This window comes from Streptomyces caatingaensis, from assembly GCF_001187435.1.
Classification (GTDB): Bacteria; Actinomycetota; Actinomycetes; order Streptomycetales; family Streptomycetaceae; genus Streptomyces; species Streptomyces caatingaensis.
Window position 1 is genome coordinate 127,893 of the sequence record NZ_LFXA01000012.1, and the last position, 25,871, is coordinate 153,763.

Genomic DNA, 25,871 nt, shown 5'->3' on the forward strand with positions numbered 1-25,871 from the left:
ATTCAGGACTTTCCGAACTCGTTCTGGATGATGTCGAAGATGTCGTCGGCCGTGGCCGCCGCGAGGTCGTCCCCGCCGTCGTCCTCCGCCTTCTGGAGGTCGTTCCAGTGCACCAGGAGGGACTGGAGGCGGGCGGTGATCCGGCCGGCGTCCGGGTCGCCGGGGCCCATGGTGGTGAACAGCTCCTCCACGCGGTCCAGTTCGGCGAGGAGCGGCACGCCGTCGGCCCCGTCGGAGGCGGCCTCCCCGGCGCCGAGGAGTTCGCTCCGCAGGAAGCCCGCGAGGGCTGCCGGGGTCGGGTAGTCGAAGATCAGCGTGGCCGGCAGGCGGAGGCCCGTGGCGGTGCCCAGCCGGTTGCGGAACTCGACGGCGGACAGGGAGCTGAAGCCCAGGTCCTTGAAGGCCCGGCCGTCCTCCACCGAGGCGGTGGAGGCGTGGCCGAGCACCGCGGCGACCTGCTCGTGCACCAGGTCCAGCAGCGCCTGGTCGCGCTCCTCCCCGGCGAGCCCCGCCAGCCGTTCGCGCAGCGCGCGTTCCGGGTCGGCCCCGGCCGCGGCCACGGGGGCCGCCGCGGCGGCGGTCCGCTCCCGCACCTCGGGCAGGTCGCCCAGGAGCGGACTGGGACGGCCCGCGGTGAACGGCGGTACGAACCGGTCCCACCGCAGGTCGGCCACGGTCAGCCCGCTCTCGTCCGCGGCCAGCGCCCGGTCGAGGGCCGACATGGCGTACTCCGCGTGCATGGGCGGAAGACCGCCCTCGCGCAGCCGCTCGGCGAGTTCCTCGCCGTCGCTCATGCCGTCGCCGCTCCACGGGCCCCAGGCGATGGCCGTCGCGGCCAGGCCGTCGGCCCGGCGCTGCTGCGCCAGGGCGTCCAAGTAGGCGTTCGCGGCGGCGTAGTTGGCCTGGCCGGCGTTGCCGACGGTACCGGCGATGGAGGAGAAGAGGACGAAGGCCGTGAGGTCCATGTCCTCGGTCAGCTCGTGCAGGTTCCGGGCCGCGAGGGCCTTCGGGCGCAGAACGCTGTCGTACCGCTCGGGGGTGAGCGTCTCCAGGACCCCGTCGTCCAGCACACCGGCCGCGTGGACCACGCCCGTCACCGGGTGGGCGTCCAGGAGCGCCGCGAGGGCGTCCCGGTCGGACACGTCGCAGGCGGCGACGGTGACGTCCGCGCCGGCGGCGACGAGTTCGTCCTGCAGTCCGGCCGCGCCCGGTGCCTCCAGGCCCCGGCGCGAGACCAGCACCAGACGGCTCGTGCCGCGCTCGACCAGCCAACGGGCGATCCGCGCACCGAGCGCGCCGGTGCCGCCGGTGACGAGCACCGTGTCCGGCGCCGTCCACTCCCGCTCGGCACCCGCGCCCTCGGGCGCCCGTACGAGGCGGCGGGCGAGGACGCCGGACGGACGGACCGCGATCTGGTCCTCGCCGCCCGCGTCGGCCAGCAGGCCGACCAGACGCTCCAGCGCCCGGTCGTCCGCGACCCCGGCCCCGGGCAGGTCGATCAGACCGCCCCACAGGTGCGGGTACTCCAGGGCCACGACCCGTCCCGCGCCCCAGACCTGGGCCTGGGCCGGGCTGTCGGGACGCTCGTCGGCGGAGACGGCCACGGCCCCCGCGGTGACGGCCCACACCGGCGCCTCCAACTCCGCGTCGCCCAGGGCCTGGACGAGGGCGGAGGTGAGGAGCGTGCCGTGCTCCTCGTCCAGCGCGAGGAGGGAGAGCACCCCGGCCGGCGCGGCGGACAGCCCCGCCGCGGCCACGGCTTCCCTCAGGCGCGCGGCCAGCACCGTACGGTCCCGGCAGTCCGCGTCGGCCACCACGGGCACCGGCCGGACGCCGGCGTCGGCCAGCGCCTGCCGCACGGACTCCGTGAGCGCCCCCGTGCCCGACGCCGTCACGAACAGCCAGTCCCCGGACGGCAGTCCGGCGGCCGGCTCCGCGACCGGCTGCCAGCCGACGCGGTACCGCCAGGAGTCGACCGTCGCCCGCTCGCGGCTGCGGACCCGCCAGGCCGACAGCACCGGCAGCACCTCGCTCAGGGACGCGTCGCCGTCGAGCTGGAGCGTGGTCAGCACCTCGGGCAGGTTCTCCTGCTCGACGGCCTCCCAGAACGCCGACTCGGCGGGATCGGCGGCGGCACCGGACGCACCGGCGGCCTCGGTCGGGGCGTCGTCGAGCCAGTAGTGCCCGTGCTGGAACGCGTACGTCGGCAGCTCCACCCGGCGCCCGGCCCACGGGGCCAGGAACGCGGCCCAGTCCGGCGTGACCCCGCGGACGTGCAGCCGCGCCAGCGCGGCCACCAGGGCCTCGGGCTCGTCGCGGTCCTTGCGCAGGGCCGGGACGAAGGCGCAGTCGGGCGCGGAGTCCGGTCCCATGGCCGACAGGACGGCGTCCGGGCCGAGTTCGAGGAACGTACGGACGCCGTCGGCCTCCAGCGTGCGGACGGTGTCGGCGAAGCGGACGGCGTCGCGGACGTGGTCCACCCAGTAGCCGGGGGACGTGACATCACCGTGGACGACGACCGGGACGGCCGGGGCGGAGAAGGTGAGCTGGGAGACGACCTGGCGGAAGTCGTCCAGCATCGGGTCCATCAGCGGCGAGTGGAACGCGTGCGAGACCCGCAGACGCTTCGTCTTCACACCATCGGCCGCCAGGGCCTCGGCGATCTCCAGGACGGCCGACTCGACACCCGAAACCACCACGGACAGCGGTCCGTTGACGGCCGCGATGCCGACCTCGTCCTCCCGCCCGGCGAGCAGCGGAAGCACCGTCTCCTCGGACGCCTGGACGGAGACCATCGCACCGCCCGCCGGCAGCGCCTGCATCAGACGCCCCCGCGCCGCGACCAGACGGGCAGCATCCGCCAGCGACAGAACACCGGCGACGTGCGCGGCAGCGATCTCGCCCACGGAGTGCCCGGCGAGGAAGTCCGGGCGGACGCCCCAGGACTCGACCAGCCGGTAAAGGGCCACCTCGACCGCGAACAGTGCGGCCTGCGTGAACTCCGTGCGGTCCAGGGCCTCGCCGTCCTCGTCGATCACCTCGGCCAGCGAACGCCCCAAGCGCCCGTCCACCTCGGCGCACACAGCGGCGAAGGCATCGGCGAACACCGGGAAGGCGGCGCGCAGTTCACGCCCCATCCCGATCCGCTGCGCACCCTGCCCCGTGAACAGCACCGCCAGCGCGCCGTCCTCGACGCGGCCCTCGTGGAGCCCGTCGGCCGGCTCGCCCGCGGCGAGGGCCGTCAGCCCCGTCACGAGATCGTCACGCCGCGTACCGGTGACGACGGCACGGGCATCGAGGGCCGAGCGCGACGTCGCCAAGGAGTGGGCGATATCGGCGATCGACTGGTCGTCGCGGGTCCGCAGGTGCGCCAACAGGCGGCGCGCCTGGGCCCGGAGGGCGTCGGCGCCCTGGGCGGAGACGACCCACGGGAGCGGCGTCCCGTCGGCCCCGGCCTGTGCGGACGGCTCTGCCAGGGGCTCCTCGTCGGGCGCCTGCTCGACGATGACGTGCGCGTTGGTTCCGCTGAAGCCGAACGAGGAGACACCGGCCCGGCGCGGCGCGTCCGTCCGCGGCCACGGCATGGCCTCGGTCAGCAGCTCGACGGCGCCCGCCGACCAGTCGACGTGCGGCGTCGGCTCGTCCACGTGCAGCGTCCGCGGAAGCAGGCCCTCCCGCATCGCCATCACCATCTTGATGACACCGGCGACGCCGGCGGCGGCCTGGGTGTGGCCGATGTTGGACTTGATCGAGCCGAGCCACAGCGGCCGGTCCTCCGGCCGGTCCTGGCCGTACGTGGCGAGGAGGGCCTGGGCCTCGATCGGGTCACCCAGGGTCGTGCCCGTGCCGTGCGCCTCGACCGCGTCCACGTCGGCCGCCGCCAGTCCCGCGCTCTCCAGCGCGGCGCGGATGACGCGCTGCTGGGACGGGCCGTTGGGCGCGGTGAGGCCGTTGCTCGCGCCGTCCTGGTTGGTGGCCGAGCCGCGGACGACCGCCAGCACCGGGTGGCCGTTCCTGCGCGCGTCCGACAGCCGCTCCACGAGCAGCACGCCGGCGCCCTCGCCCCAGCCCGTGCCGTCGGCCGCGCCGGCGAACGGCTTGCAGCGCCCGTCGGCGGACAGCCCGCGCTGGCGGCTGAAGTCGACGAACGTGCCCGGGGTGGCCATGACGGTCACGCCGCCGGCCAGGGCGAGGGAGCACTCGCCGTTGCGCAGCGCCTGCACGGCGAGGTGCAGGGCGACCAGCGACGACGAGCACGCCGTGTCCACCGTCACCGCCGGGCCCTCCAGCCCGAAGGTGTAGGCGACGCGGCCGGAGACCACGCTGCTGGAGCTGCCGGTGCCGATGTATCCCTCCAACTCGTCGGGCACGGCGCGCAGTCGGGAACCGTAGTCGTGGTAGGCGACGCCGGCGAAGACGCCCGTCCGGCTCCCCCGGAGGGAGGCCGGGTCGATGCCCGCCCGCTCGAAGACCTCCCACGAGGTCTCCAGCAGCAGCCGCTGCTGCGGGTCCATCGCCAGCGCCTCACGCGGCGAGATCCCGAAGAACGCCGGGTCGAACTCCGCGGCGTCGTGCAGGAATCCGCCTCGGTTGGTGTACGAGGTGGCGGGGTGCTCGGGGTCCGGGTGGTAGACGGCGTCCAGGTCCCAGCCGCGGTCGGTGGGGAACTCGGAGATCGCGTCCGTGCCGGAGACGACGAGCCGCCACAGCTCCTCGGGGCTGCGGGCGCCGCCCGGGTAGCGACAGGCCATGCCGACGATGGCGATGGGGTCGTCGTCCAGCGGCACCACGGTCCGCGACGCCGCCATCTCGTCCTCGGCGCCGAGGAGTTCGGTGCGGAGGTGGTCGACCAGCTCGGTGGCGGTCGGCCAGTCGTAGACGAGGGTCGCGGGCAGGCGCAGCCCGGTGGCCTTGCTCAGCCGGTTGCGGAGTTCGACGGCGGTCAGCGAGTCGAAGCCGAGCTCCTTGAAGGCACGGCCGGTCGAGACGGCTTCCGGCCCGGCGTGGCCGAGGACGGAGGCGATCTGCGTCCGGACCGCGTCCAGCAGGACGCGGTGCTGCTCGCCCTCCGGGAGTCCGGCCAGCCGTTCGCGCAGGGCCCCCGCGGTGGCGCTCTCCGCGGCCGCCGCGAGGTCGCGCGCCTCGGGCAGCTCGGCGAAGAGCGCGCCGGGGCGCGCCGCGGTGACGGCCGGCAGGAAGGTGTCCCACTGGATGTCGGCGACGGTCAGCACCGGTTCGGCGGTGCCGTCCAGGGCCCGGTCCAGGGCGGAGTCGACCGCCTCGGGGGCGAGGGCGGGAATGCCGACACGCCGGAGCTGTTCCCCGCGGGCGCCGGTCCCGTCCTCCGTGGCCGTCGGGGCCCAGGGGCCCCAGGCGACGGCGGTGGCGGCCAGGCCGTCGGCGCGGCGCCGGCGGACCAGGGCCTCCAGCTCCGCCGTGGCGGCGGCGTACGTCGCCTGCCCGGCGGTTCCGACGGTCCCGGCGAGCGCCGAGAACACGACGAACGAGCGCAGTTCCACGCCGAGTTCACGGGTGAGCTCGTCGAGGTGGCGGGCGGCGTCGACGGTCCCGGCGATGGCGGCGGCGTAGCGCTGCGGCGTCAGCGACTCGACCACTCCGTCGTCGGGCGCGGCGGCCGTGTGGACCACGTCCGTCACCTGATGTTCCGTCAGCAGGGCGGCGAGGTCGCGCCGGTCGGACGTGCCGCAGGGAACGACCGTGATCTCGACACCCAGCGCGGCGAGTTCCTCGCGCAGGACGGCGGTCGCCTCGGTGTCCCGTCCGCCGGCCACCACGATCCGCCGTGCACCCCGGGCGGCGAGGCGGCGCGCGACACGACCGGCCCCGGCACCGGGCTCACCGGTGATCAGGACGGTGCCGGACGGGGTCCAGGCCGGACCGTCGCCGGTCTCGGCGGCGCGGACGAGGCGTCGGCCATGGACGCCGGACGGCCGCAGCGCGACCTGGTCCTCGGCGCCCGGTGCCGCGAGGACGCCGAGCAGGTGTGCCACCGTGCGCGCGTCGGGGGTTTCGGGGAGGTCGACGAGACCGCCCCAGAGCTGCGGGTACTCCAGCGCCGCCACCCGGCCCAGGCCCCAGATCCGGGCCTGGGCCTCGGCGGCCGGCCGCTCCGACGCGCCCACGGACACCGCGCCGCGGGTCACGGCCCACAGCCGCGCACTCACTCCCGCCGCGCCCAGGGCGCTCACCAGGGCCGACGTCAGCGGCAGCCCCGAGGTCGCGTCCAGTCCGGCGAACGACAGCACGCCGCCGTCCACCGCACCGGCTCCCCGCACGGCGTCGTGCAGCCGCTCGGCCAGCACCTCGCGGTCCACGCAGCCGGCATCCACTTCGGCATGGATCACCCGCACGCCTGCCGCTTCGAGCGCCGTCACGCCGGCGGTCACCCAGGCGTGCTCCGCGAAGCCCGCCGGCACCACGACGGCCCACGTCCCACCGGGAACCGCGGCCGGCGTGCCGGTGAGCGGCTTCCAGATCTCCCGGTAGCTGCTGCCGCCGACGGCGGCCGCGGCCCGGCGCCGGGCGCGCCAGGCGGAGAGGGCGGGCAGGACGGCGCTCAGCGGCGCGTCGTCCTCGAGGTCCAGCGTGCCGGCCAGGGCCGGCAGGTCCTCGCCGTCCACCGCTTCCCAGAACGCGGCCTCCGCCGGGTCGAGTGGGGCAGCACCCTCCCGCGACCGGTCCGCCGAGTCCTCCAGCCAGAAACGCTCGCGCTGGAAGGCGTAGGTGGGCAGATCCACGTGACGGGCGTGGTACGGCGCGAAGAACGCCTGCCAGTCGACCGTGACGCCGTGGGTGTGCAGCCTGCCGAGGGCCTCGACCATCGTGCGCTGCTCGTCACGTCCCTTGCGCAGGGCCGGGACGAACTCCGCCTCGGCGACGCACTCCGGGCCCATCGCCGACAGGACGGCGTCCGGCCCGAGTTCGAGGAACGTGCGGACGCCACGGCCCTCCAGCTCGCGGATGCCGTCCGCGAACCGGACCGCGTCGCGGACGTGGTCCACCCAGTAGTCGGGGGACGTGACGTCGCCGTTGGCGACGACCGGGGTCGCCGGGGAGGAGAAGGTGAGCCGGGAGACGACCTGACGGAAGTCCTCCAGCATCGGGTCCATCAGCGGCGAGTGGAACGCGTGCGACACGCGCAGACGCTTCGTCTTCACACCGTCCGCCGCCAGGGCCTCGGCGATCTCCAGGACGGCCGACTCGGCACCCGAAACCACCACGGACAGCGGTCCGTTGACGGCCGCGATGCCGACCTCGTCCTCCCGCCCGGCCAGGAGCGGGAGGACCGTCTCCTCGGACGCCTGGACGGAGACCATCGCACCGCCCGCCGGCAGCGCCTGCATCAGGCGGCCACGCGCCGCGACCAGACGAGCGGCATCGGCGAGGGACAACACGCCCGCCACATGCGCGGCAGCGATCTCACCGACCGAGTGCCCGGCGAGGAAGTCCGGACGGACACCCCACGACTCGACCAGCCGGTAGAGCGCCACCTCGACGGCGAACAGGGCGGCCTGCGTGAACTCGGTACGGTCCAGCGCCTCCCCGTCCTCATCGATCACCCCGACCAGCGAACGCCCCAGGTGGACGTCCAGCTCGGCACAGACCTCCGCGAAGGCGTCGGCGAACACCGGGAAGGCAGCGCGCAGTTCACGCCCCATCCCGATCCGCTGCGCGCCCTGCCCCGTGAACAGCACCGCCAGCTTCCCGCCCACGGCCTCGTCCCCCACCAGGGACGACGTGAGCCCGGTCAGCAGCTCCTCGCGGGTGCCGCCGACGACGACGGCGCGGTGTTCCCAGGTGGCCCGGGTCAGTGCGAGCGAGGAGGCGATGTCGACGGTCCGCAGGCCGGGCCTGGCGCTCACGTGGGCGTGGAGCCGCCGGGCCTGTTCCCGCAGGGCGTCGGCGCTGCGGGCGGAGAGGATCCAGGGCAGGGCGCCGGTGACCGGCGCGGTGTCCGAGGCGTCGGGGGCGTCCGGTACGCCCGGTGCCTGCTCGATGATCACGTGGGCGTTGGTGCCGCTGAAGCCGAACGAGGAGACGCCGGCGCGGCGCGGCGCGTCGGTCCGCGGCCATGCCGTCGTCTCGGTCAGCAGCTCGACGGCGCCGGCGGCCCAGTCCACGTGCGGCGTCGGCTCGTCCACGTGCAGCGTGGGCGGCAGGACGCCCGCCCGCATCGCCATGACCATCTTGATGATGCCCGCGACACCGGCGGCGGCCTGCGTGTGGCCGATGTTGGACTTCACCGAGCCGAGGAGGAGCGGCCGGTCGGCCGGGCGTTCCTGGCCGTAGGTGGCGAGGAGGGCCTGGGCCTCGATCGGGTCGCCGAGCGTCGTGCCCGTGCCGTGCGCCTCGACCACGTCGACGGACCCGGCGGGGACGCGTGCGTTGGCGAGGGCCTGCCGGATGACGCGCTGCTGGGCGGGGCCGTTGGGGGCGGTGAGGCCGTTGCTGGCGCCGTCCTGGTTGATCGCGGAACCCCGTACCACGGCCAGCACCTGGTGCCCGTTGCGCCGGGCGTCCGGCAGCCGCTCGACGAGCAGCATGCCGACGCCCTCCGCCCAGGCCGTGCCGTCGGCCGCGCCGGCGAACGCCTTGCAGCGGCCGTCGGCGGACAGCCCGCGCTGGCGGCTGAAGTCGACGAACGTGCCGGGGGTGGCCATGACGGTGACACCGCCCGCGAGGGCCATCTCGCACTCGCCGTTGCGCAGCGCCTGGACGGCGAGGTGCAGGGCGACGAGCGACGACGAGCAGGCCGTGTCGACGGTCACCGCCGGGCCCTCCAGCCCGAAGGTGTAGGACAGCCGGCCGGAGACAACGCCGCCGGAGGTGCCGGTGCCGAGGTAGCCGTCGACGTCCTCGGGGACGTCGGTGACGCGCAGGCCATAGTCGTGGTAGATGACGCCGGCGTACACGCCCGTGCGGCTGCCGCGCAGGGTCGTCGGGTCGATGCCGGCCCTTTCCACCGCCTCCCAGGAGGCTTCGAGCAGCAGGCGCTGCTGCGGGTCCATGGCGACGGCCTCGCGGGGCGAGATCCCGAAGAACGCCGGGTCGAACTCGGCCGCTTCGTGCAGGAATCCGCCCTGCCGGGTGTAGCTGGTGCCGGGGCGGCCCGCCTCCGGGTCGTAGAGCGACTCGACGTCCCAGCCGCGGTCGGCGGGGAACTCTGTGATGGCGTCCCCGCCGGCCGTCAGCAGCTCCCAGAGGTCCTCGGGCGAGGCGACGCCGCCGGGGAAGCGGCAGGCCATGCCGACGATGGCGATGGGTTCGTCGGCACCGGCGGTGGTGGCGAGGGCCGTCGGCGCGGCGGTGGCCGGCGTGGGCTCCTCGTCGCCGATGAGACCGGTGCGGAGGTGCTCGGCGAGGGCGGCGGGGGTCGGGTAGTCGAAGACGAGGGTGGCGGGCAGGCGCAGGCCGGTGGCCGTACCGAGCCGGTTGCGGAGTTCGACGGCGGTCAGGGAGTCGAAGCCCAGCTCCTTGAACGACTTGTCGGCGTCCATGGTGTCGGCGTCGGCGTGGCCGAGGACCGCGGCGACGTGCGTCCGGACGGCGTCCAGCAGGACGGCGTCGCGTTCGGCGGCGGGCAGGGCGGCGAGGCGCTGCTGGAGCGAGGCGCCCGGGGCCGCGGTCGCGGCCTCGGCGGTGCGCCGGGCGGGGGTGCGGACGAGTCCGCGCAGCAGGGCCGGGACGCCGTCGGTGCCCGCGTCCGCCGCGAGTGCGGCGGGGTCCAGGTGCATGGGCACGTGGAGGGGTTCGGGGTGGCCGAGGGCGGTGTCGAGGAGTGCGAGTCCTTCGTCCGCGGTGAGCGCGGCGGCGCCGGAGCGTGCCATGCGTTGCAGGTCGGTCGTGTCGAGGGCGCCGGTCATGCCGCTGGCGTCGGCCCACAGCCCCCAGGCGAGGGAGGTGGCGGGCAGGCCGAGGGCGTGGCGGTGCCGGGCGAGGGCGTCCAGGAAGCTGTTCGCCGCCGCGTAGTTGGCCTGTCCGGGGTTGCCGAAGGTGCCGGCGGCGGACGAGAAGAGGACGAACGCCGACAGGTCCAGGTGCCGGGTGAGTTCGTGGAGGTTCCAGGCGGCGTCGGCCTTCGGGCGCAGGACGGTGTCGACGCGCTCCGGGGTGAGCGACGCGACGACACCGTCGTCCAGCACGCCCGCGACGTGGAACACGCCGGTGAGCGGGTGCCCGTCCGGGACGGCGGCCAGCAGCGCGGCCAGCGCCTCCCGGTCGGCGGCATCGCAGGCCGCCAGCGTCACCTCGGCACCCAACGCCTCCAGCTCCGCGCGGAGTTCGGCCGCACCCGGCGCCTCCGCCCCGCGACGGCTCGTCAGCAGCAGATGACGGACGCCGTGCTCGGTGACCAGGTGCCGGGCCACCAGCGCCCCCAGCGTCCCGGTCGCACCGGTCACCAGCACCGTCCCCTCGGGGTCGAGGGGGGCGGGCACGGTCAGGACGACCTTGCCGACGTTCTGCGCCTGGCCGAGGAAGCGGAACGCCTCGGGGGCGTTGCGGACGTCCCAGGCGGTGACGGGCAGCGGCCGGAGCGCGCCGGACTCGAAGAGGGCGAGGAGTTCGGCGAACACCTCCCGGATGCGGTCCGGGCCGGCGTCGACGACGTCGAACGCCCGGTAGGTGACGCCCGGGTGGGCGGCGGCCACCTCGTCGGCGTCGCGTATGTCGGTCTTGCCCATCTCGACGTAGCGGCCGCCGTGGGGCAGCAGGCGCAGCGACGCGTCGACGAACTCGCGGGCGAGGGAGTCGAGGACGACGTCCATGCCCTGCCCGCTGGTGGCGGCCAGGAACTCCTGCTCGAAGTCGAGCGTGCGGGAGTTGGCGATGTGCGCGTCGTCCAGCCCCGCGGCCCGCAGCGCGCCCCACTTGGGGGTGCTGGCCGTGCCGTACACCTCGGCGCCGATGTGGCGCGCCAGTTGCACGGCCGCCATGCCGACGCCGCCGGCCGCCGCGTGGATGAGGATGCGCTCGCCGGCTCGCAGGCCGGAGAGGTCGGTCAGCGCGTAGTACGCGGTGAGGAACACGATGGGCGCGGCCGCGGCCTGGGCGAACGTCCAGCCGGAGGGCATCCGGGAGACGAGCCGCTCCTCGGCGACGACGAGCGGGCCGAAGCCGCCCGAGAGCATGCCCATGACGCGGTCGCCCACGGCCAGTCCGGTCACGCCGGGGCCGGTCTCGACGACCACTCCCGCGCCTTCGAGGCCCAGCAGGCCCGCGTCACCGGGGTACATGCCGAGGACGTTGAGGACGTCGCGGAAGTTCAGGCCGGTCGCGCGGACGGAGATGCGGACCTGGCCGGGCCCCAGCGGCTCCTCGGCCTCGGGGTGGGCGATGAAGTGCAGGTTCTCCAGCGTGCCCTTCTCGGTGAAGTCGAGGCGCCAGCTGTCGGTGCCCTCCACGACGGCCAGTTCACCGCCGGCGGCGGAGCGCGCGAGGCGCGGCGCGTGCGACGTGCCCGCCCGCAGGGCGAGTTGGGGCTCGTCCGAGGCGAGCGCGGCGGTGAGGGCCGCGTACGAGGACGGGTCGTCGTCCACGTCGATCAGGACGAACCGGCCCGGGTTCTCCGCCTGCGCGGAGCGCACCAGGCCCCAGACGGCGGCCTGCGCGGGGTCGACGGCCCCCTCGCCGCCCTGGACGGCGACGGCGCCGCGCGTGAGCAGGGCGAGACGGGAGTCGGCGAACCGCTCGTCGGCCAGCCAGGACTGGACGAGGTCCAGCGCCCGGTGGACGGCCTGCCGGGCCGCGTCGGCCCGGTCGCTGTCACCGTCACTGTGTGGAGGGGCGGGAACGGGGGCGAGCGAGGCGAGCACCACGGCGGGGACGCCGTCCGCCGCGGCCGCCTCGCCCAGCTCGGCGAGGCCGGCGAAGGCCGGGCCCGAGCCGAACTGCGCGTCGAACGCGGCCGGTACGGGCTCCAGGGCGGCGATGGAGTGCGCGCCGGAGGCGGTGGAGCCGGTGGAGCCGGCGTCGGCGAGGGGTGCCGAGGCGACGGGCACGGTGGGCCACTCGACGTGGAAGAGCGAGTCCACGTGCGCGGGGGCGGCGGCACCCGCCAGGTCACCGGCCGCCACGGCACGCAGGACGAGGGAACCGACGGTCGCCACGGGCGCGCCGGTGGCGTCGGCCACGGCGAGGGACACCCCGTCGGTGCCGGCGGGCGACAGCCTCACCCGCAGCGTCGAGGCGCCGACGGCGTGCAGGGCCACATCGCTCCAGGCGAAGGGGAGTTGGGGTCCTCCGGCCGATCCGTCCGCAGTGTCCGTGCCGCCCGTGGCTTCCGTGGCTTCCGTGCCGTCCGCGGCATCGAGGGCGACCGCGTGCAGGGCGGCGTCGAGCAGGGCCGGGTGGAGGCCGAACGCCTCCGCGCCGGCGTCCTCGGGGAGGGCCACTTCGGCGTACACGTCATCACCCAGCCGCCAGGCGCCCGTGAGCCCCTGGAAGACGGGACCGTACTGCAACCCGCCGACGGCCAGCCGCTCGTAGAGGCCGTCCGTGGCGAGCCGCTCGGCACCGGCCGGCGGCCAGACGGAGAGGTCGAAGCCGGCGGCCGGGGCGGCCGGGGCGAGCGTGCCCATGGCGTGGCGGGTCCACGGCTCGTCCGAACGCGCGGACTCCGCCCGCGAGTACACCTCCACCGGGCGACGGCCCGACTCGTCCGCCGCACCGACCATGACACGCAGGTGCGTTCCCCCCGCGCTCGGCGAGCACCAGCGGCGCGGCGAGCGTCAGTTCCTCCAGCGCACCGCAACCGGCCTCGTCACCGGCGCGCACGGCCAGTTCGACGAAGGCGGTGCCGGGCAGCAGCACCGTATCGGCGACGGCATGGTCGGCCAGCCACGGGTGGGTTTCCAGGGACAGACGGGCGGTGAACAACACCCCGTCCGGCAGCTGCACCGCGGCCCCGAGCAGCGGATGACCGGCGGCGCCCATGCCCAGCTCGGCCGCGTTCCCGCCCGCGGGGGCGGCCTTCGGCCAGTAGTGCCGGTGCTGGAACGCGTAGGTGGGCAGGTCAATGCGGCGGGGGTGGCGCGGGGCGAAGAACGCCGGCCAGTCGACGGTCACACCACGGGTGTGGAGTCGGCCGAGGGCTTCAACGATGGTGCGCTGTTCGTCGCGGTTCCTGCGCAGGGCCGGGACGAAGGCGCAGTCGGGTGCGGAGTCGGGGCCCATGGCCGACAGGACGGCGTCGGGGCCGAGTTCGAGGAACGTGCGGACGCCGTCGGCCTCCAGGGTGCGGACGGTGTCGGCGAAGCGGACGGCGTCGCGGACGTGGTCCACCCAGTAGTCGGGGGATGTCACGTCACCGTGCACGACGACCGGGGTCGCCGGGGAGGAGAAGGTGAGCTGGGAGACGACGTGCCGGAAGTCCTCCAGCATCGGGTCCATCAGCGGCGAGTGGAACGCGTGCGAGACGCGCAGACGCTTCGTCTTCACGCCCTCGGCCGCCAGGGCCTCGGCGATCTCCAGGACGGCCGACTCGGCACCCGAAACCACCACAGACGCCGGGCCGTTGACGGCCGCGATGCCGACCTCGTTCTCCCGGCCGGCCAGGAGCGGGAGGACCGTCTCCTCGGACGCCTGGACGGAGACCATCGCACCGCCCGCCGGCAGCGCCTGCATCAGGCGGCCACGCGCCGTGATCAGACGAGCGGCGTCGGCGAGGGACAGCACCCCCGCCACATGCGCGGCAGCGATCTCACCCACGGAATGTCCGGCGAGGAAGTCGGGACGGACGCCCCAGGACTCGACCAGCCGGTAAAGGGCCACCTCGACGGCGAACAGGGCGGCCTGCGTGAACTCGGTACGGTCCAGCGCCTCCCCGTCCTCATCGATCACCCCGACCAGCGAACGCTCCAGGTGGACGTCGAGCTCGGCACAGACCGCGTCGAACGCCTCCGCGAACGCCGGGAAGGCGGCACGCAGTTCACGCCCCATCCCGACCCGCTGCGCACCCTGCCCCGTGAACAGCACGGCGATCCGGCCGTCCACGACCCGGCCCTGAACAGCGGCCTCGCCCTGGGCCAGCCGGCCGAGACCCGCAAGCAGCTCCTCACGCCCCTCGCCGAGAACGACGGCCCGATGAGGCATCGCCGAACGCGTCACGGCAAGCGAGAACCCCACATCGGCCAGCTGGAGTTCACCACGCTGCTCGACATAGGCCCGCAGCTGTTCGGCCTGGTCCCGCAGTGCTTCCGCGGACTTCGCCGAGAGCGCCCACGGCAGGACGCCGCTGTCGTCGGCGCCGTCCCGTGGCGGCTCGTCGGCCGCCTCGGCCTGCTCGATGATCACATGCGCGTTGGTGCCGCTGATGCCGAAGGACGACACGCCCGCGCGGCGCGGCCGGTCGGTCTCCGGCCAGGCAACAGCCTCGGTCAACAGCTCGACGGCGCCCGCCGACCAGTCCACGTGCGGCGTCGGCTCATCGACATGCAGGGTCTGCGGCAGCAGCCCTTCCCGCATCGCCATGACCATCTTGATGATGCCCGCCACACCGGCGGCGGCCTGCGTGTGACCGATGTTCGACTTGATCGAGCCGAGCCACAACGGCCGGTCCTCCGGCCGCTCCTGACCGTAGGTGGCCAGCAGCGCCTGCGCCTCGATCGGGTCGCCCAGCTTCGTCCCCGTGCCGTGCGCCTCGACCACGTCCACGGAGTCAGCGGCGATCTGCGCGTTGGCAAGCGCCTGACGGATGACACGCTGCTGCGACGGACCGTTCGGCGCGGTCAGACCGTTGCTCGCACCGTCCTGGTTGATCGCGGAACCCCGCACCACGGCGAGAACCTGGTGCCCCTTGCGCCGCGCGTCCGACAACCGCTCCACGAGCAGCATGCCGACACCCTCGGACCAACCCGTCCCGTCCGCAGCAGCCGCGAACGGCTTGCAGCGACCGTCGGCCGACAGGCCACGCTGGCGACTGAAATCGACAAAGGTACCGGGCGTGGCCATGACGGTCACGCCACCGGCGAGCGCCATCTCGCACTCACCACTGCGCAGCGCCTGAACGGCCATATGCAGAGCGACCAGTGAGGACGAGCAGGCGGTGTCGACGGTCACCGCCGGGCCCTCCAGCCCGAAGGTGTAGGCCACGCGGCCGGACGCGATGCTGCCGCCCGTGCCCATGAAGCCCTCGACCGGGTCGGCCGCCCGGCCCACCACCTCCGCGTAATCGTGATACATCACACCCGCGAAGACACCCGTACGGCTCCCCCGCACCGCCACCGGATCAATACCGGCCCGCTCGAACACCTCCCACGACGTCTCCAGCAGCAACCGGTGCTGCGGATCCATCGCCACCGCCTCACGCGGCGAAATCCCGAAGAACCCAGGATCGAACTCCCCCGCACCCTCCAGGAACCCACCACCACGGGCATAAAACGTCCCGGCGTGATCCGGATCCGGGTCGTACAGACCCTCGACATCCCAACCACGATCCACCGGGAACGCCGACACACCATCCCCAGCGCCCACGACCAGACGCCACAAATCCTCAGGCGACGACACACCACCCGGATACCGGCACGCCATCCCCACAATCGCGATCGGCTCATCTTCCGCCACCGCGACCACGTCGGCCTCGGACGAACCCGAAGCGACATCCTCGCCGAGCACCTCGCCCCGCAGGAAGGCCGCAAGCGCCACCGGCGACGGATAGTCGAAGATCAACGTAGCGGGCAGCCGCAACCCGGAGACAGAACCCAACCGGTTCCGCAGCTCCAACGCCGTCAGCGAATCGAAGCCCAACTCCGAGAAGGCACGGGTCCCTTCGACGTCATCGGCCGACTCGTAGCCCAACACCCCGGCCACGTGCGACCGTACGAGGTCGAGAAGCGCGGTGTCCTGTTCCTCGGTCGTCATGCCGGAAAGGCGCTGCTGGAGGGTTTCGGCGCCGGTGCCGGAACCGGAGTCCGCGGTGCGCCGGGACACCGGGGTGCGGACGAGGCCGCGCAGCAGGGCCGGTACGGCCTCGCCACGGAGGCCGGCCGTGTCCAGGTGGATGGGGACCAGTACGGCCTGCTCGTCGGACGCGGCGGCCAGGGCCGCGTCGAAGAGGGCGAGTCCTTCGGCGGCGGTCAGGCCCCGGGTGCCCGAGCGGGACATGCGGGCCCGGTCGTGGTCGGCCAGTTCACCGGCCATGCCGGCTTCGTCGGCCCACAGGCCCCAGGCCAGGGAGACGGCGGGAAGACCGGCCGCACGGCGGTACTGGGCCAGGGCATCCAGGGAGGCGTTGGCGGCCGCGTAGTTGGCCTGACCGGCGTTGCCGAAAACGCCGGCGGCCGAGGAGAAGAGGACGAACGCGGTGAGGTCCAGGCCCTCCGTCAGCTCGTGCAGATTGCGGGCCGCGTCCACCTTGGCCCGGAAAACCCTGTCGATCCGCTCCGGCGACAGCGACTCCACCACACCGTCGTCCAGCACACCGGCCGCATGCACGACACCCGTCACCGGGTGCTCGCCCAGCAGTCCCGCCAGCGCCTCACGGTCCGCGACGTCGCACGCGGCCAACGTCACCTCGGCGCCCAACCCGACGAGTTCTTCGCGGAGTTCGGTGGCGCCGGGAGCCTCCGGGCCGCGCCGGCTCGTCAGCACGAGTCGGCGGACGCCGTGCTCCGTCACCAGGTGACGGGCGATGAGCCCGCCGAGGCTTCCGGTGGCCCCGGTGATCAGCACCGGGCCATCGCCCCACGCAGCGGTGCCGGACGACACGGACGCACGGCCGAGGCGCGGCGCGTGCGCGACGCCGTCCCGGAGTACGAACTCGGGTTCCTCCACGGCCACTTCGCCGACAAGTGCTTCGTACGAGGAATCCGTGCCGTCGACATCGACGAGCACGAAGCGGTCGGGGTTCTCCGACTGCGCCGAGCGCACCAGACCCTGCACCGCGGCCTGGGCGGGATCGGTGGCCGCACCGTGCGTCACCACCACGAGGCGCGACGACGCGAAGCGCTCCTCCGTCAGCCACGCCTGCACCAGGGCCAGCGCCCCGTGCGCCGCCTCACGGGCATCGGACACCACCGGCAGGAAAGCGAAGACCACATCCGCCGACTCCACCGACGCCAGATCCGCACGGACCGGCACACGGTCCACCAGCCCGGCGGGCACCGCACCCACCGCAACCCGCGAACCACCGTCCACCACAACCGGCGACACCACCGGCCACTCGACCCGGTACAACGACTCCACACCCGGCGTAGCCGTCAGCTCGCCCACCGACACCGCACGCAGCACCAGCGAACCCACCGACGCCACCGGCACACCAGCCGCATCCGCAACCGCCAACGCCACACCACCACCGGAACCCACCGGCGACACGCGGACGCGCAGCGTGGACGCGCCCACGGCGAACAGCGCGACGTCACCGAAGGCGAACGGAAGCTCGGGGCCGGAGCCTGCGGCGCCGTCCGACCGCAGACCGATCGTGTGCAGGGCGGCGTCGAGCAGGGCCGGGTGGAGGCCGAACGCCTCCGCGCCGGCGTCCTCGGGGAGGGCCACTTCGGCGTACACGTCGTCGCCCGACCGCCAGGCGCGGCCCACCCCCTGGAACAGCGGACCGTACCGGAGCCCGTCCCCGGCCAGGGCCTCGTACAGTCCCTCCGTCGCCAGGGGCTCGGCGCCGGCGGGCGGCCACACGGAGAGGTCGAAATCGGGGGCCACGGTGCCGGCGGCCAGTACGCCGGTGGAGTGCAGGACCCACGGGGTGTCGTCAGCAGCGTTCTCGGGGCGCGAGAACATCTTGACGGAACGCTCCCCGTTCCCCTCCGAGGCACCGACCCACACCTGGACCTGGACACCGCCCTGCTTCGGCAGCACCAGCGGTACGGCCAGCGTCAGGTCCTTCAGCAGGCCGCAGCCGACCTGGTCACCGGCGCGCACGGCCAGTTCGACGAATGCGGTGCCGGGCAGCAGCACCGTACCGGCGACGGCATGGTCGGCCAGCCAGGCGTGCGTCTCCAGGGAGAGACGGCCGGTGAAGAGGAAGCCGTCGGAGTCCGGCAGTGGCACCGCGGCGCCGAGCAGCGGGTGTTCGGTCATCGAGAGACCCGCCGCCGCGACATCGGGGACGGCCGGGGCGGCCTTCGGCCAGTAGTGCTGGTGCTGGAAGGCGTAGGTGGGCAGGTCAATGCGGCGGGGGTGGCGCGGGGCGAAGAACGCCGGCCAGTCGACGGTCACACCACGGGTGTGGAGTCGGCCGAGGGCTTCAACGATGGTGCGCTGTTCGTCGCGGTTCCTGCGCAGGGCCGGGACGAAGGCGCAGTCGGGTGCGGAGTCGGGGCCCATGGCCGACAGGACGGCGTCGGGGCCGAGTTCGAGGAACGTGCGGACGCCGTCGGCCTCCAGGGTGCGGACGGTGTCGGCGAAGCGGACGGCGTCGCGGACGTGGTCCACCCAGTAGTCGGGGGATGTCACGTCACCGTGCACGACGACCGGGGTCGCCGGGGAGGAGAAGGTGAGCTGGGAGACGACGTGCCGGAAGTCCTCCAGCATCGGGTCCATCAGCGGCGAGTGGAACGCGTGCGAGACGCGCAGACGCTTCGTCTTCACGCCCTCGGCCGCCAGGGCCTCGGCGATCTCCAGGACGGCCGACTCGGCACCCGAAACCACCACAGACGCCGGGCCGTTGACGGCCGCGATGCCGACCTCGTTCTCCCGGCCGGCCAGGAGCGGGAGGACCGTCTCCTCGGACGCCTGGACGGAGACCATCGCACCGCCCGCCGGCAGCGCCTGCATCAGACGCCCCCGCGCCGCGACCAGACGAGCGGCGTCGGCGAGGGACAACACCCCCGCCACATGCGCAGCAGCGATCTCACCCACGGAATGCCCGGCGAGGAAGTCCGGACGGACGCCCCACGACTCCACCAGACGGAACAGGGCCACCTCGACCGCGAACAACGCGGCCTGCGTGAACTCCGTACGGTCCAGCGCCTCCCCGTCCTCATCGATCACCCCGACCAGCGAACGCCCCAAGTGCCCGTCCAGCTCGGCACAGACCTCAGCAAAGGCATCGGCGAACGCCGGGAAGGCGGAACGCAGTTCACGCCCCATCCCGACCCGCTGCGCACCCTGCCCCGTGAACAGCACGGCGATCCGGCCGTCCACGACCCGGCCCTGAACAGCGGCCTCGCCCTGGGCCAGCCGGCCGAGACCCGCAAGCAGCTCCTCACGCCCCTCGCCGAGAACGACGGCCCGATGAGGCATCGCCGAACGCGTGACGGCAAGCGAGAACCCCACATCGGCCAGCGGGAGTTCACCACGCTCCGCCATGAAGGCGTGCAACCGCCCGGCCTGGTCGCGCAGTGCCTGCTCGGTCTGCGCCGAGAGCGCCCACGGCAGGACGCCGCTGTCGTCGGCGCCGCGCTCCGGCGCGTCCTCGACGGCGACGGGGGCCTGCTCCAGGATGACGTGGGCGTTGGTGCCGCTGATGCCGAAGGACGACACGCCCGCGCGGCGCGGCCGGTCGGTCTCCGGCCAGGCAACAGCCTCGGTCAACAGCTCGACGGCGCCCGCCGACCAGTCCACGTGCGGCGTCGGCTCATCGACATGCAGGGTCTGCGGCAGCAGCCCTTCCCGCATCGCCATGACCATCTTGATGATGCCCGCCACACCCGCGGCGGCCTGCGTGTGACCGATATTCGACTTGATCGAACCGAGCCACAACGGCCGGCCCTCCGGCCGCTCCTGACCGTAGGTGGCCAGCAGCGCCTGCGCCTCGATCGGGTCACCCAGCTTCGTCCCCGTGCCGTGCGCCTCGACCACGTCCACGGAGTCAGCGGCGATCTGCGCGTTGGCAAGCGCCTGACGGATGACACGCTGCTGCGACGGACCGTTCGGCGCGGTCAGACCGTTGCTCGCACCGTCCTGGTTGATCGCGGAACCCCGCACCACGGCCAGCACCTGGTGCCCCTTGCGCCGCGCGTCCGACAACCGCTCCACAAGCAACATGCCGACACCCTCGGACCAACCCGTCCCGTCCGCAGCAGCCGCGAACGGCTTGCAGCGACCGTCAGGGGAAAGCCCCCGCTGCCGGCTGAAGTCCACGAACGTGCTCGGCGTGGCCATCACCGTCACGCCACCGGCGAGCGCCATCTCGCACTCACCGCTGCGCAGCGCCTGAACGGCCATATGCAGAGCGACCAGTGAGGACGAGCAGGCGGTGTCGACGGTCACCGCCGGGCCCTCCAGCCCGAAGGTGTAGGCCACGCGGCCGGACGCGATGCTGCCGCCCGTGCCCATGAAGCCCTCGACCGGGTCGGCCGCCCGGCCCACCACCTCCGCGTAATCGTGATACATCACACCCGCGAAGACACCCGTACGGCTCCCCCGCACCGCCACCGGATCAATACCGGCCCGCTCGAACACCTCCCACGACGTCTCCAGCAGCAACCGGTGCTGCGGATCCATCGCCACCGCCTCACGCGGCGAAATCCCGAAGAACCCAGGATCGAACTCCCCCGCACCCTCCAGGAACCCACCACCACGGGCATAAAACGTCCCGGCGTGATCCGGATCCGGGTCGTACAGACCCTCGACATCCCAACCACGATCCACCGGGAACGCCGACACACCATCCCCAGCGCCCACCACCAGACGCCACAAATCCTCAGGCGACGACACACCACCCGGATACCGGCACGCCATCCCCACAATCGCGATCGGCTCATCATCGACCGGTGCCGTACCGGCGTCGGCGGACTGCTCCGCACCGGCCTCCTCGCCGAGCAACTCGCCCCGCAGGAAGGCCGCAAGCGCCACCGGCGACGGATAGTCGAAGATCAACGTAACGGGCAGCCGCAACCCGGAGACAGAACCCAACCGGTTCCGCAACTCCAACGCCGTCAGCGAATCGAAGCCCAACTCCGAGAAGGCACGGCCACCTTCGACACCATCAACCGAACCATGGCCCAACACCCCGGCCACATGGGTCCTGACCAGGTCAACGAGGAACGCATCGCGTTCGTCGGCGGGAAGAGCGCGCAGTTGTGCTTCCAGGGAGCCTTCGGCAGCGGCCGGCGAGGCAGAGGCGGCGGCACGCCGGGAGGGCGTGCGCACGAGACCCCGCAGCAGGGCGGGTACGTCGTTGCCGGAGAGGGCCCGGGTGTTGAGGGCGATCGGCACGAGGACGGCCTGGTCGGTGCCACAGGCCGCGTCGAACAGGGTGAGGCCGTCCGCGACCGTCAGGGGCACATAGCCTTCGCGCTCCATGCGGCGCAGGTCGGCGGCGGCGAGGGAGCCCGCCATGCCGCCGGCCTCGTCGGCCCACAGCCCCCAGGCGAGGGAGAGCGCGGGAAGGCCGGCCGCACGGCGGTGCTGGGCCAGGGCGTCGAGGTAGGCGTTGGCGGCGGCGTAGTTGGCCTGACCCGCGCTGGCGAAGGTGCCGGCGGCCGAGGAGAAGAGCACGAACGCGGTGAGGTCCAGGCCCTCCGTCAGCTCGTGCAGATTGCGGGCCGCGTCCACCTTGGCCCGGAAAACCCTGTCGATCCGCTCCGGCGACAGCGACTCCACCACACCGTCGTCCAGCACACCGGCCGCATGCACGACACCCGTCACCGGGTGCTCGCCCAGCAGTCCCGCCAGCGCCTCACGGTCCGCGACGTCGCACGCGGCCAACGTCACCTCGGCGCCCAACCCGACGAGTTCTTCGCGGAGTTCGGTGGCGCCGGGAGCCTCCGGGCCGCGCCGGCTCGTCAGCACCAGACGACGCACACCGTGCCCGGTCACCAGGTGACGGGCGATCAGCCCACCCAGGCTGCCCGTCGCACCCGTGACCAGCACCGGCCCCTCACCCCAGGTGACACCGGCATCGGCGGCAACGGCCGCCTTGGCCAGGCGAGGGACGTGTACCACGCCCTCGCGGAGCGCGAACTCCGGCTCGTCCAGGGTGGTTACGGTGGGAAGCACTTCGTACGAGGCGTCGGTGCCGTCGACATCGGCGAGGACGAAACGTCCGGGGTTCTCGGCCTGTGCCGAACGCACCAGGCCCCACACCGCCGCCGCGGCGGGCTCCGTGACCACATCGCCGTCGGCGGCCTCCATCGCGCCCCGCATGACGACCACGAGGCGCGACGACGCGAAGCGCTCCTCCGCCAGCCACGCCTGCACCAGGGCCAGCGCCCCGTGCGCCGCCTCACGGGCATCGGACACCACCGGCAGGAAAGCGAAGACCACATCCGCCGACTCCACCGACGCCAGATCCGCACGGACCGGCACACGGTCCACCAGCCCGGCGGGCACCGCACCCACCGCCACCCGCGAACCACCGTCCACCACAACCGGCGACACCACCGGCCACTCGACCCGGTACAACGACTCCGCACCCGCCACCGGGCCCGCCAGCTCACCCACCGACACCGCACGCAGCACCAGCGAACCCACCGACGCCACCGGCACACCAGCCGCATCCGCAACCGCCAACGCCACACCACCACCGGAACCCACCGGCGACACCCGCACCCGGAGGGCCGAGGCCCCGCTCGCGTGGACCGTCACGTCGCCCCAGGCGAACGGCAGTTCAGCGCCCGTCGCGGGAACGCCGATGCCGATGGCGTGCAACGCAGCGTCCAGCAGCGCCGGGTGCACGACGAAGCCGCCGGCGTCCACGGCTTCCGGCAGGGCGACCTCGGCATAGACGTCGTCACCCAGGCGCCAGGCGTTGCGCAGCCCACGGAAGACCGGGCCGTACTCCAAGTCACCGGCCGCGAGGGCTTCGTACAGCCCCTCGGTCTCCACCGGCTCGGCGCCGGCGGGGGGCCACGCCGTGAAGTCGAAGTCGGCGGCCGGGGCGTTCACGGTCAGGGTGCCCATGGCGTGGCGGGTCCACGGCTCGTCCGGGTTGGCGGACTCGGCCCGCGAGTACACCTCGACCGAACGGCGTCCGGACGCGTCCGCCTCGCCCACCATGACGCGCAGCTGAACGCCGGCGCGTCCGGGGAGCACCAACGGGGCGGCGAGCGTGAGTTCTTCCAGCGTTCCGCAGCCGGCCTCGTCACCGGCGCGCACCGCGAGTTCGACGAAGGCCGTGCCCGGCAGCAGCACCGTGCCGCCCACGGCGTGGTCCGCCAGCCACGGGTGCGTGCTCAGCGACAGCCGGCCCGTGAACAGGACCCCGTCCGAGCCGGGCAGCGCCACCGCCGCGCCCAGCAGCGGGTGGCCGGCCGCCCCGAGACCCGCCGAGGCGACATCCCCGGCCAGTGACAGATCGTCGTCCAGCCAGTACCGCTGGTGCTGGAAGGCGTAGGTGGGCAGATCGACGCGACGGGCGCGGTACGGCGCGAAGAACGCCTGCCAGTCGACCGTCACCCCACGGGCGTGCAGCCCGCCGAGCGCGTCGGTGATCGCCCGCTGCTCGTCGCGGTCCCGGCGCAGGACCGGGACGAAGGCGCAGTCGGGCGCGGAGTCCGGGCCCATGGCCGACAGTACGGCGTCCGGGCCGAGTTCGAGGAACGTACGGACGCCACGGCCCTCCAGGTCGCGGACGCGGTCCGCGAAACGGACCGCGTCCCGGACGTGGTCCACCCAGTAACCGGGCGTGGTCACGTCGCCCCCGGCGACGACGGGGATGACCGGAGTCCCGTACGACAGGCCCGCCACCACGCGGCGGAAGTCGTCCAGCATCGGGTCCATCAGCGGCGAGTGGAACGCGTGCGAGACGCGCAGACGCTTGGTCTTCACGCCCTCGGACGCCAGGGCCTCGGCGATCTCCAGGACGACCGACTCGGCACCCGAAACCACCACGGACGCAGGGCCGTTGACAGCCGCGATACCGACCTCGTCCTCCCGCCCGACGAGCAGCGGCAGCACCGCTTCCTCCGACGCCTGGACCGACACCATCGCACCGCCGGCCGGCAACGCCTGCATCAGACGACCCCGCGCCGTGACCAGACGAGCGGCATCCGCCAGCGACAGAACGCCCGCCACGTGCGCGGCGGCGATCTCACCCACGGAGTGCCCGCCGAGGAAGTCCGGACGGATCCCCCAGGACTCGACCAGCCGGTAAAGGGCGACCTCGACCGCGAACAGGGCGGCCTGCGTGAACTCCGTACGGTCCAGCGCCTCCCCGTCCTCATCGATCACCTCGACCAGCGAACGCCCCAAGTGCCCGTCCAGCTCGGCACAGACCGCGTCGAACGCCTCCGCGAACACCGGGAACGCGGCGCGCAGTTCACGCCCCATCCCGACCCGCTGCGCACCCTGCCCCGTGAACAGCACCGCAAGGCGCCCCTCGACCGCCACCGTCCCGGTGACAGCCCCCAGGCCCGCCAGCAGCTCCTCACGGCTCGCGCCCGACACGACCGCGCGGTGCTCCAGCGCGGCACGCGACGACGCCAGCGAGAACGCCACGTCCACCGGCTCCAGTCCGGGCCGCTCGGCCATGAACTCCCGCAGCCGCTGCGCCTGCTGCTCCAGCGCACGCGCCGTCCGGCCGGACAGCACCCACGGCACCACGCCGGGAGCCTCGCGCCCCTCCGGCTCGTCCTCCACGGCCACCGGCGCCTGCTCAAGGATCACATGCGCGTTGGTGCCGCTGATGCCGAAGGAGGAGACGGCGGCGCGGCGCGGCTTGTCCTCGGCCGCGGGCCAGGCTGCGGCTTCGGTCAGCAGCTCGACGGCGCCCGCCGACCAGTCCACGTGCGGCGTCGGCTCATCGACATGCAGGGTCTGCGGCAGCAGCCCTTCCCGCATCGCCATGACCATCTTGATGATGCCCGCCACACCGGCGGCGGCCTGCGTGTGACCGATGTTCGACTTGATCGAGCCGAGCCGCAACGGGCGGCCCTCCGGCCGCTCCCGGCCGTAGGTGGCCAGCAGCGCCTGCGCCTCGATCGGGTCGCCCAGCTTCGTCCCCGTGCCGTGCGCCTCGACCACGTCCACGGAGTCGGCGGCGATCTGCGCGTTGGCGAGGGCGGCGCGGATGACGCGCTGCTGGGACGGGCCGTTGGGGGCGGTGAGGCCGCTGCTGGCGCCGTCCTGGTTGATCGCGGAACCCCGCACGACGGCGAGAACCTGGTGCCCGTTGCGCCGCGCGTCCGACAGCCGCTCCACGAGCAGCATGCCGACGCCCTCGGACCAACCCGTCCCGTCCGCGGCAGCCGCGAACGGCTTGCAGCGACCGTCGGCCGACAGGCCGCGCTGCCGGCTGAACTCGATGAAGGTGTCCGGGGAGGACATGACGGTGACGCCGCCCGCGAGGGCCATCTCGCACTCGCCGTTGCGGAGCGCCTGGATGGCCATGTGGAGGGCGACGAGGGAGGACGAGCAGGCGGTGTCGACGGTCACCGCCGGGCCCTCCAGCCCGAAGGTGTAGGCCACGCGGCCGGACGCGATGCTGCCGGAACTGCCGTTGCCCAGGTAGCCGTCGAGGCCGTCGGGCATGATGTGCAGGCGCGAGGCGTAGTCGTGGTACATGACGCCGGCGAAGACGCCGGTGCGGGTGCCGCGGGCGGTGGCGGGGTCGATGCCGGCGCGCTCGAAGGCCTCCCAGGTGGCCTCCAGCAGCAGGCGCTGCTGGGGGTCCATGGCGAGGGCCTCGCGGGGGGAGATGCCGAAGAAGGCGGGGTCGAAGTCGGCCGCGTCGTGCAGGAACCCGCCGTCGCGGGTGTAGGTCTTGCCGGGCCGGTCGGGGTCGGGGTCGTAGAGGTTCTCGATGTCCCAGCCGCGGTCCGTGGGGAAGCCGGAGACGGCGTCGCCGCCGGCGGCCACGAGGCGCCAGAGGTCTTCGGGGGAGCGGACGCCGCCGGGGTAGCGGCAGGCCATGCCCACGATGGCGACCGGCTCCGCCTGCTCCGCCTCGATCTCCTTCAAGCGCCGGCGCGCGTCCCGCAGGTCCGCCGTCGCACGCTTGAGGTAGTCGAGAAGCT

The 25,871-nt window shown here is 73.7% G+C and carries 1 protein-coding gene and 1 pseudogene; both read right to left on the reverse strand.

All coding sequences use genetic code 11. The features are described 5' to 3' along the window. Positions 1–2: 2 nt before the first annotated feature. Positions 3–12,695 (reverse strand): type I polyketide synthase, encoded by a 12,693-nt coding sequence (locus tag AC230_RS30390; RefSeq protein WP_053161269.1) that lies wholly within the window; start codon positions 12,693–12,695, stop codon positions 3–5. A 79-nt stretch (positions 12,696–12,774) separates the two neighbouring features. Next, a pseudogene (locus AC230_RS34810) lies at positions 12,775–25,869 on the reverse strand (SDR family NAD(P)-dependent oxidoreductase); the annotation flags it as partial. Between the last annotated feature and the right edge of the window lie 2 nt (positions 25,870–25,871).

Excerpts from the sequence above, each read along its gene's own strand:
- AC230_RS30390 (WP_053161269.1), bottom strand. The coding sequence starts at position 12,695 with ATGGTCGGTGCGGCGGACGAGTCGGGCCGTCGCCCGGTGGAGGTGTAC.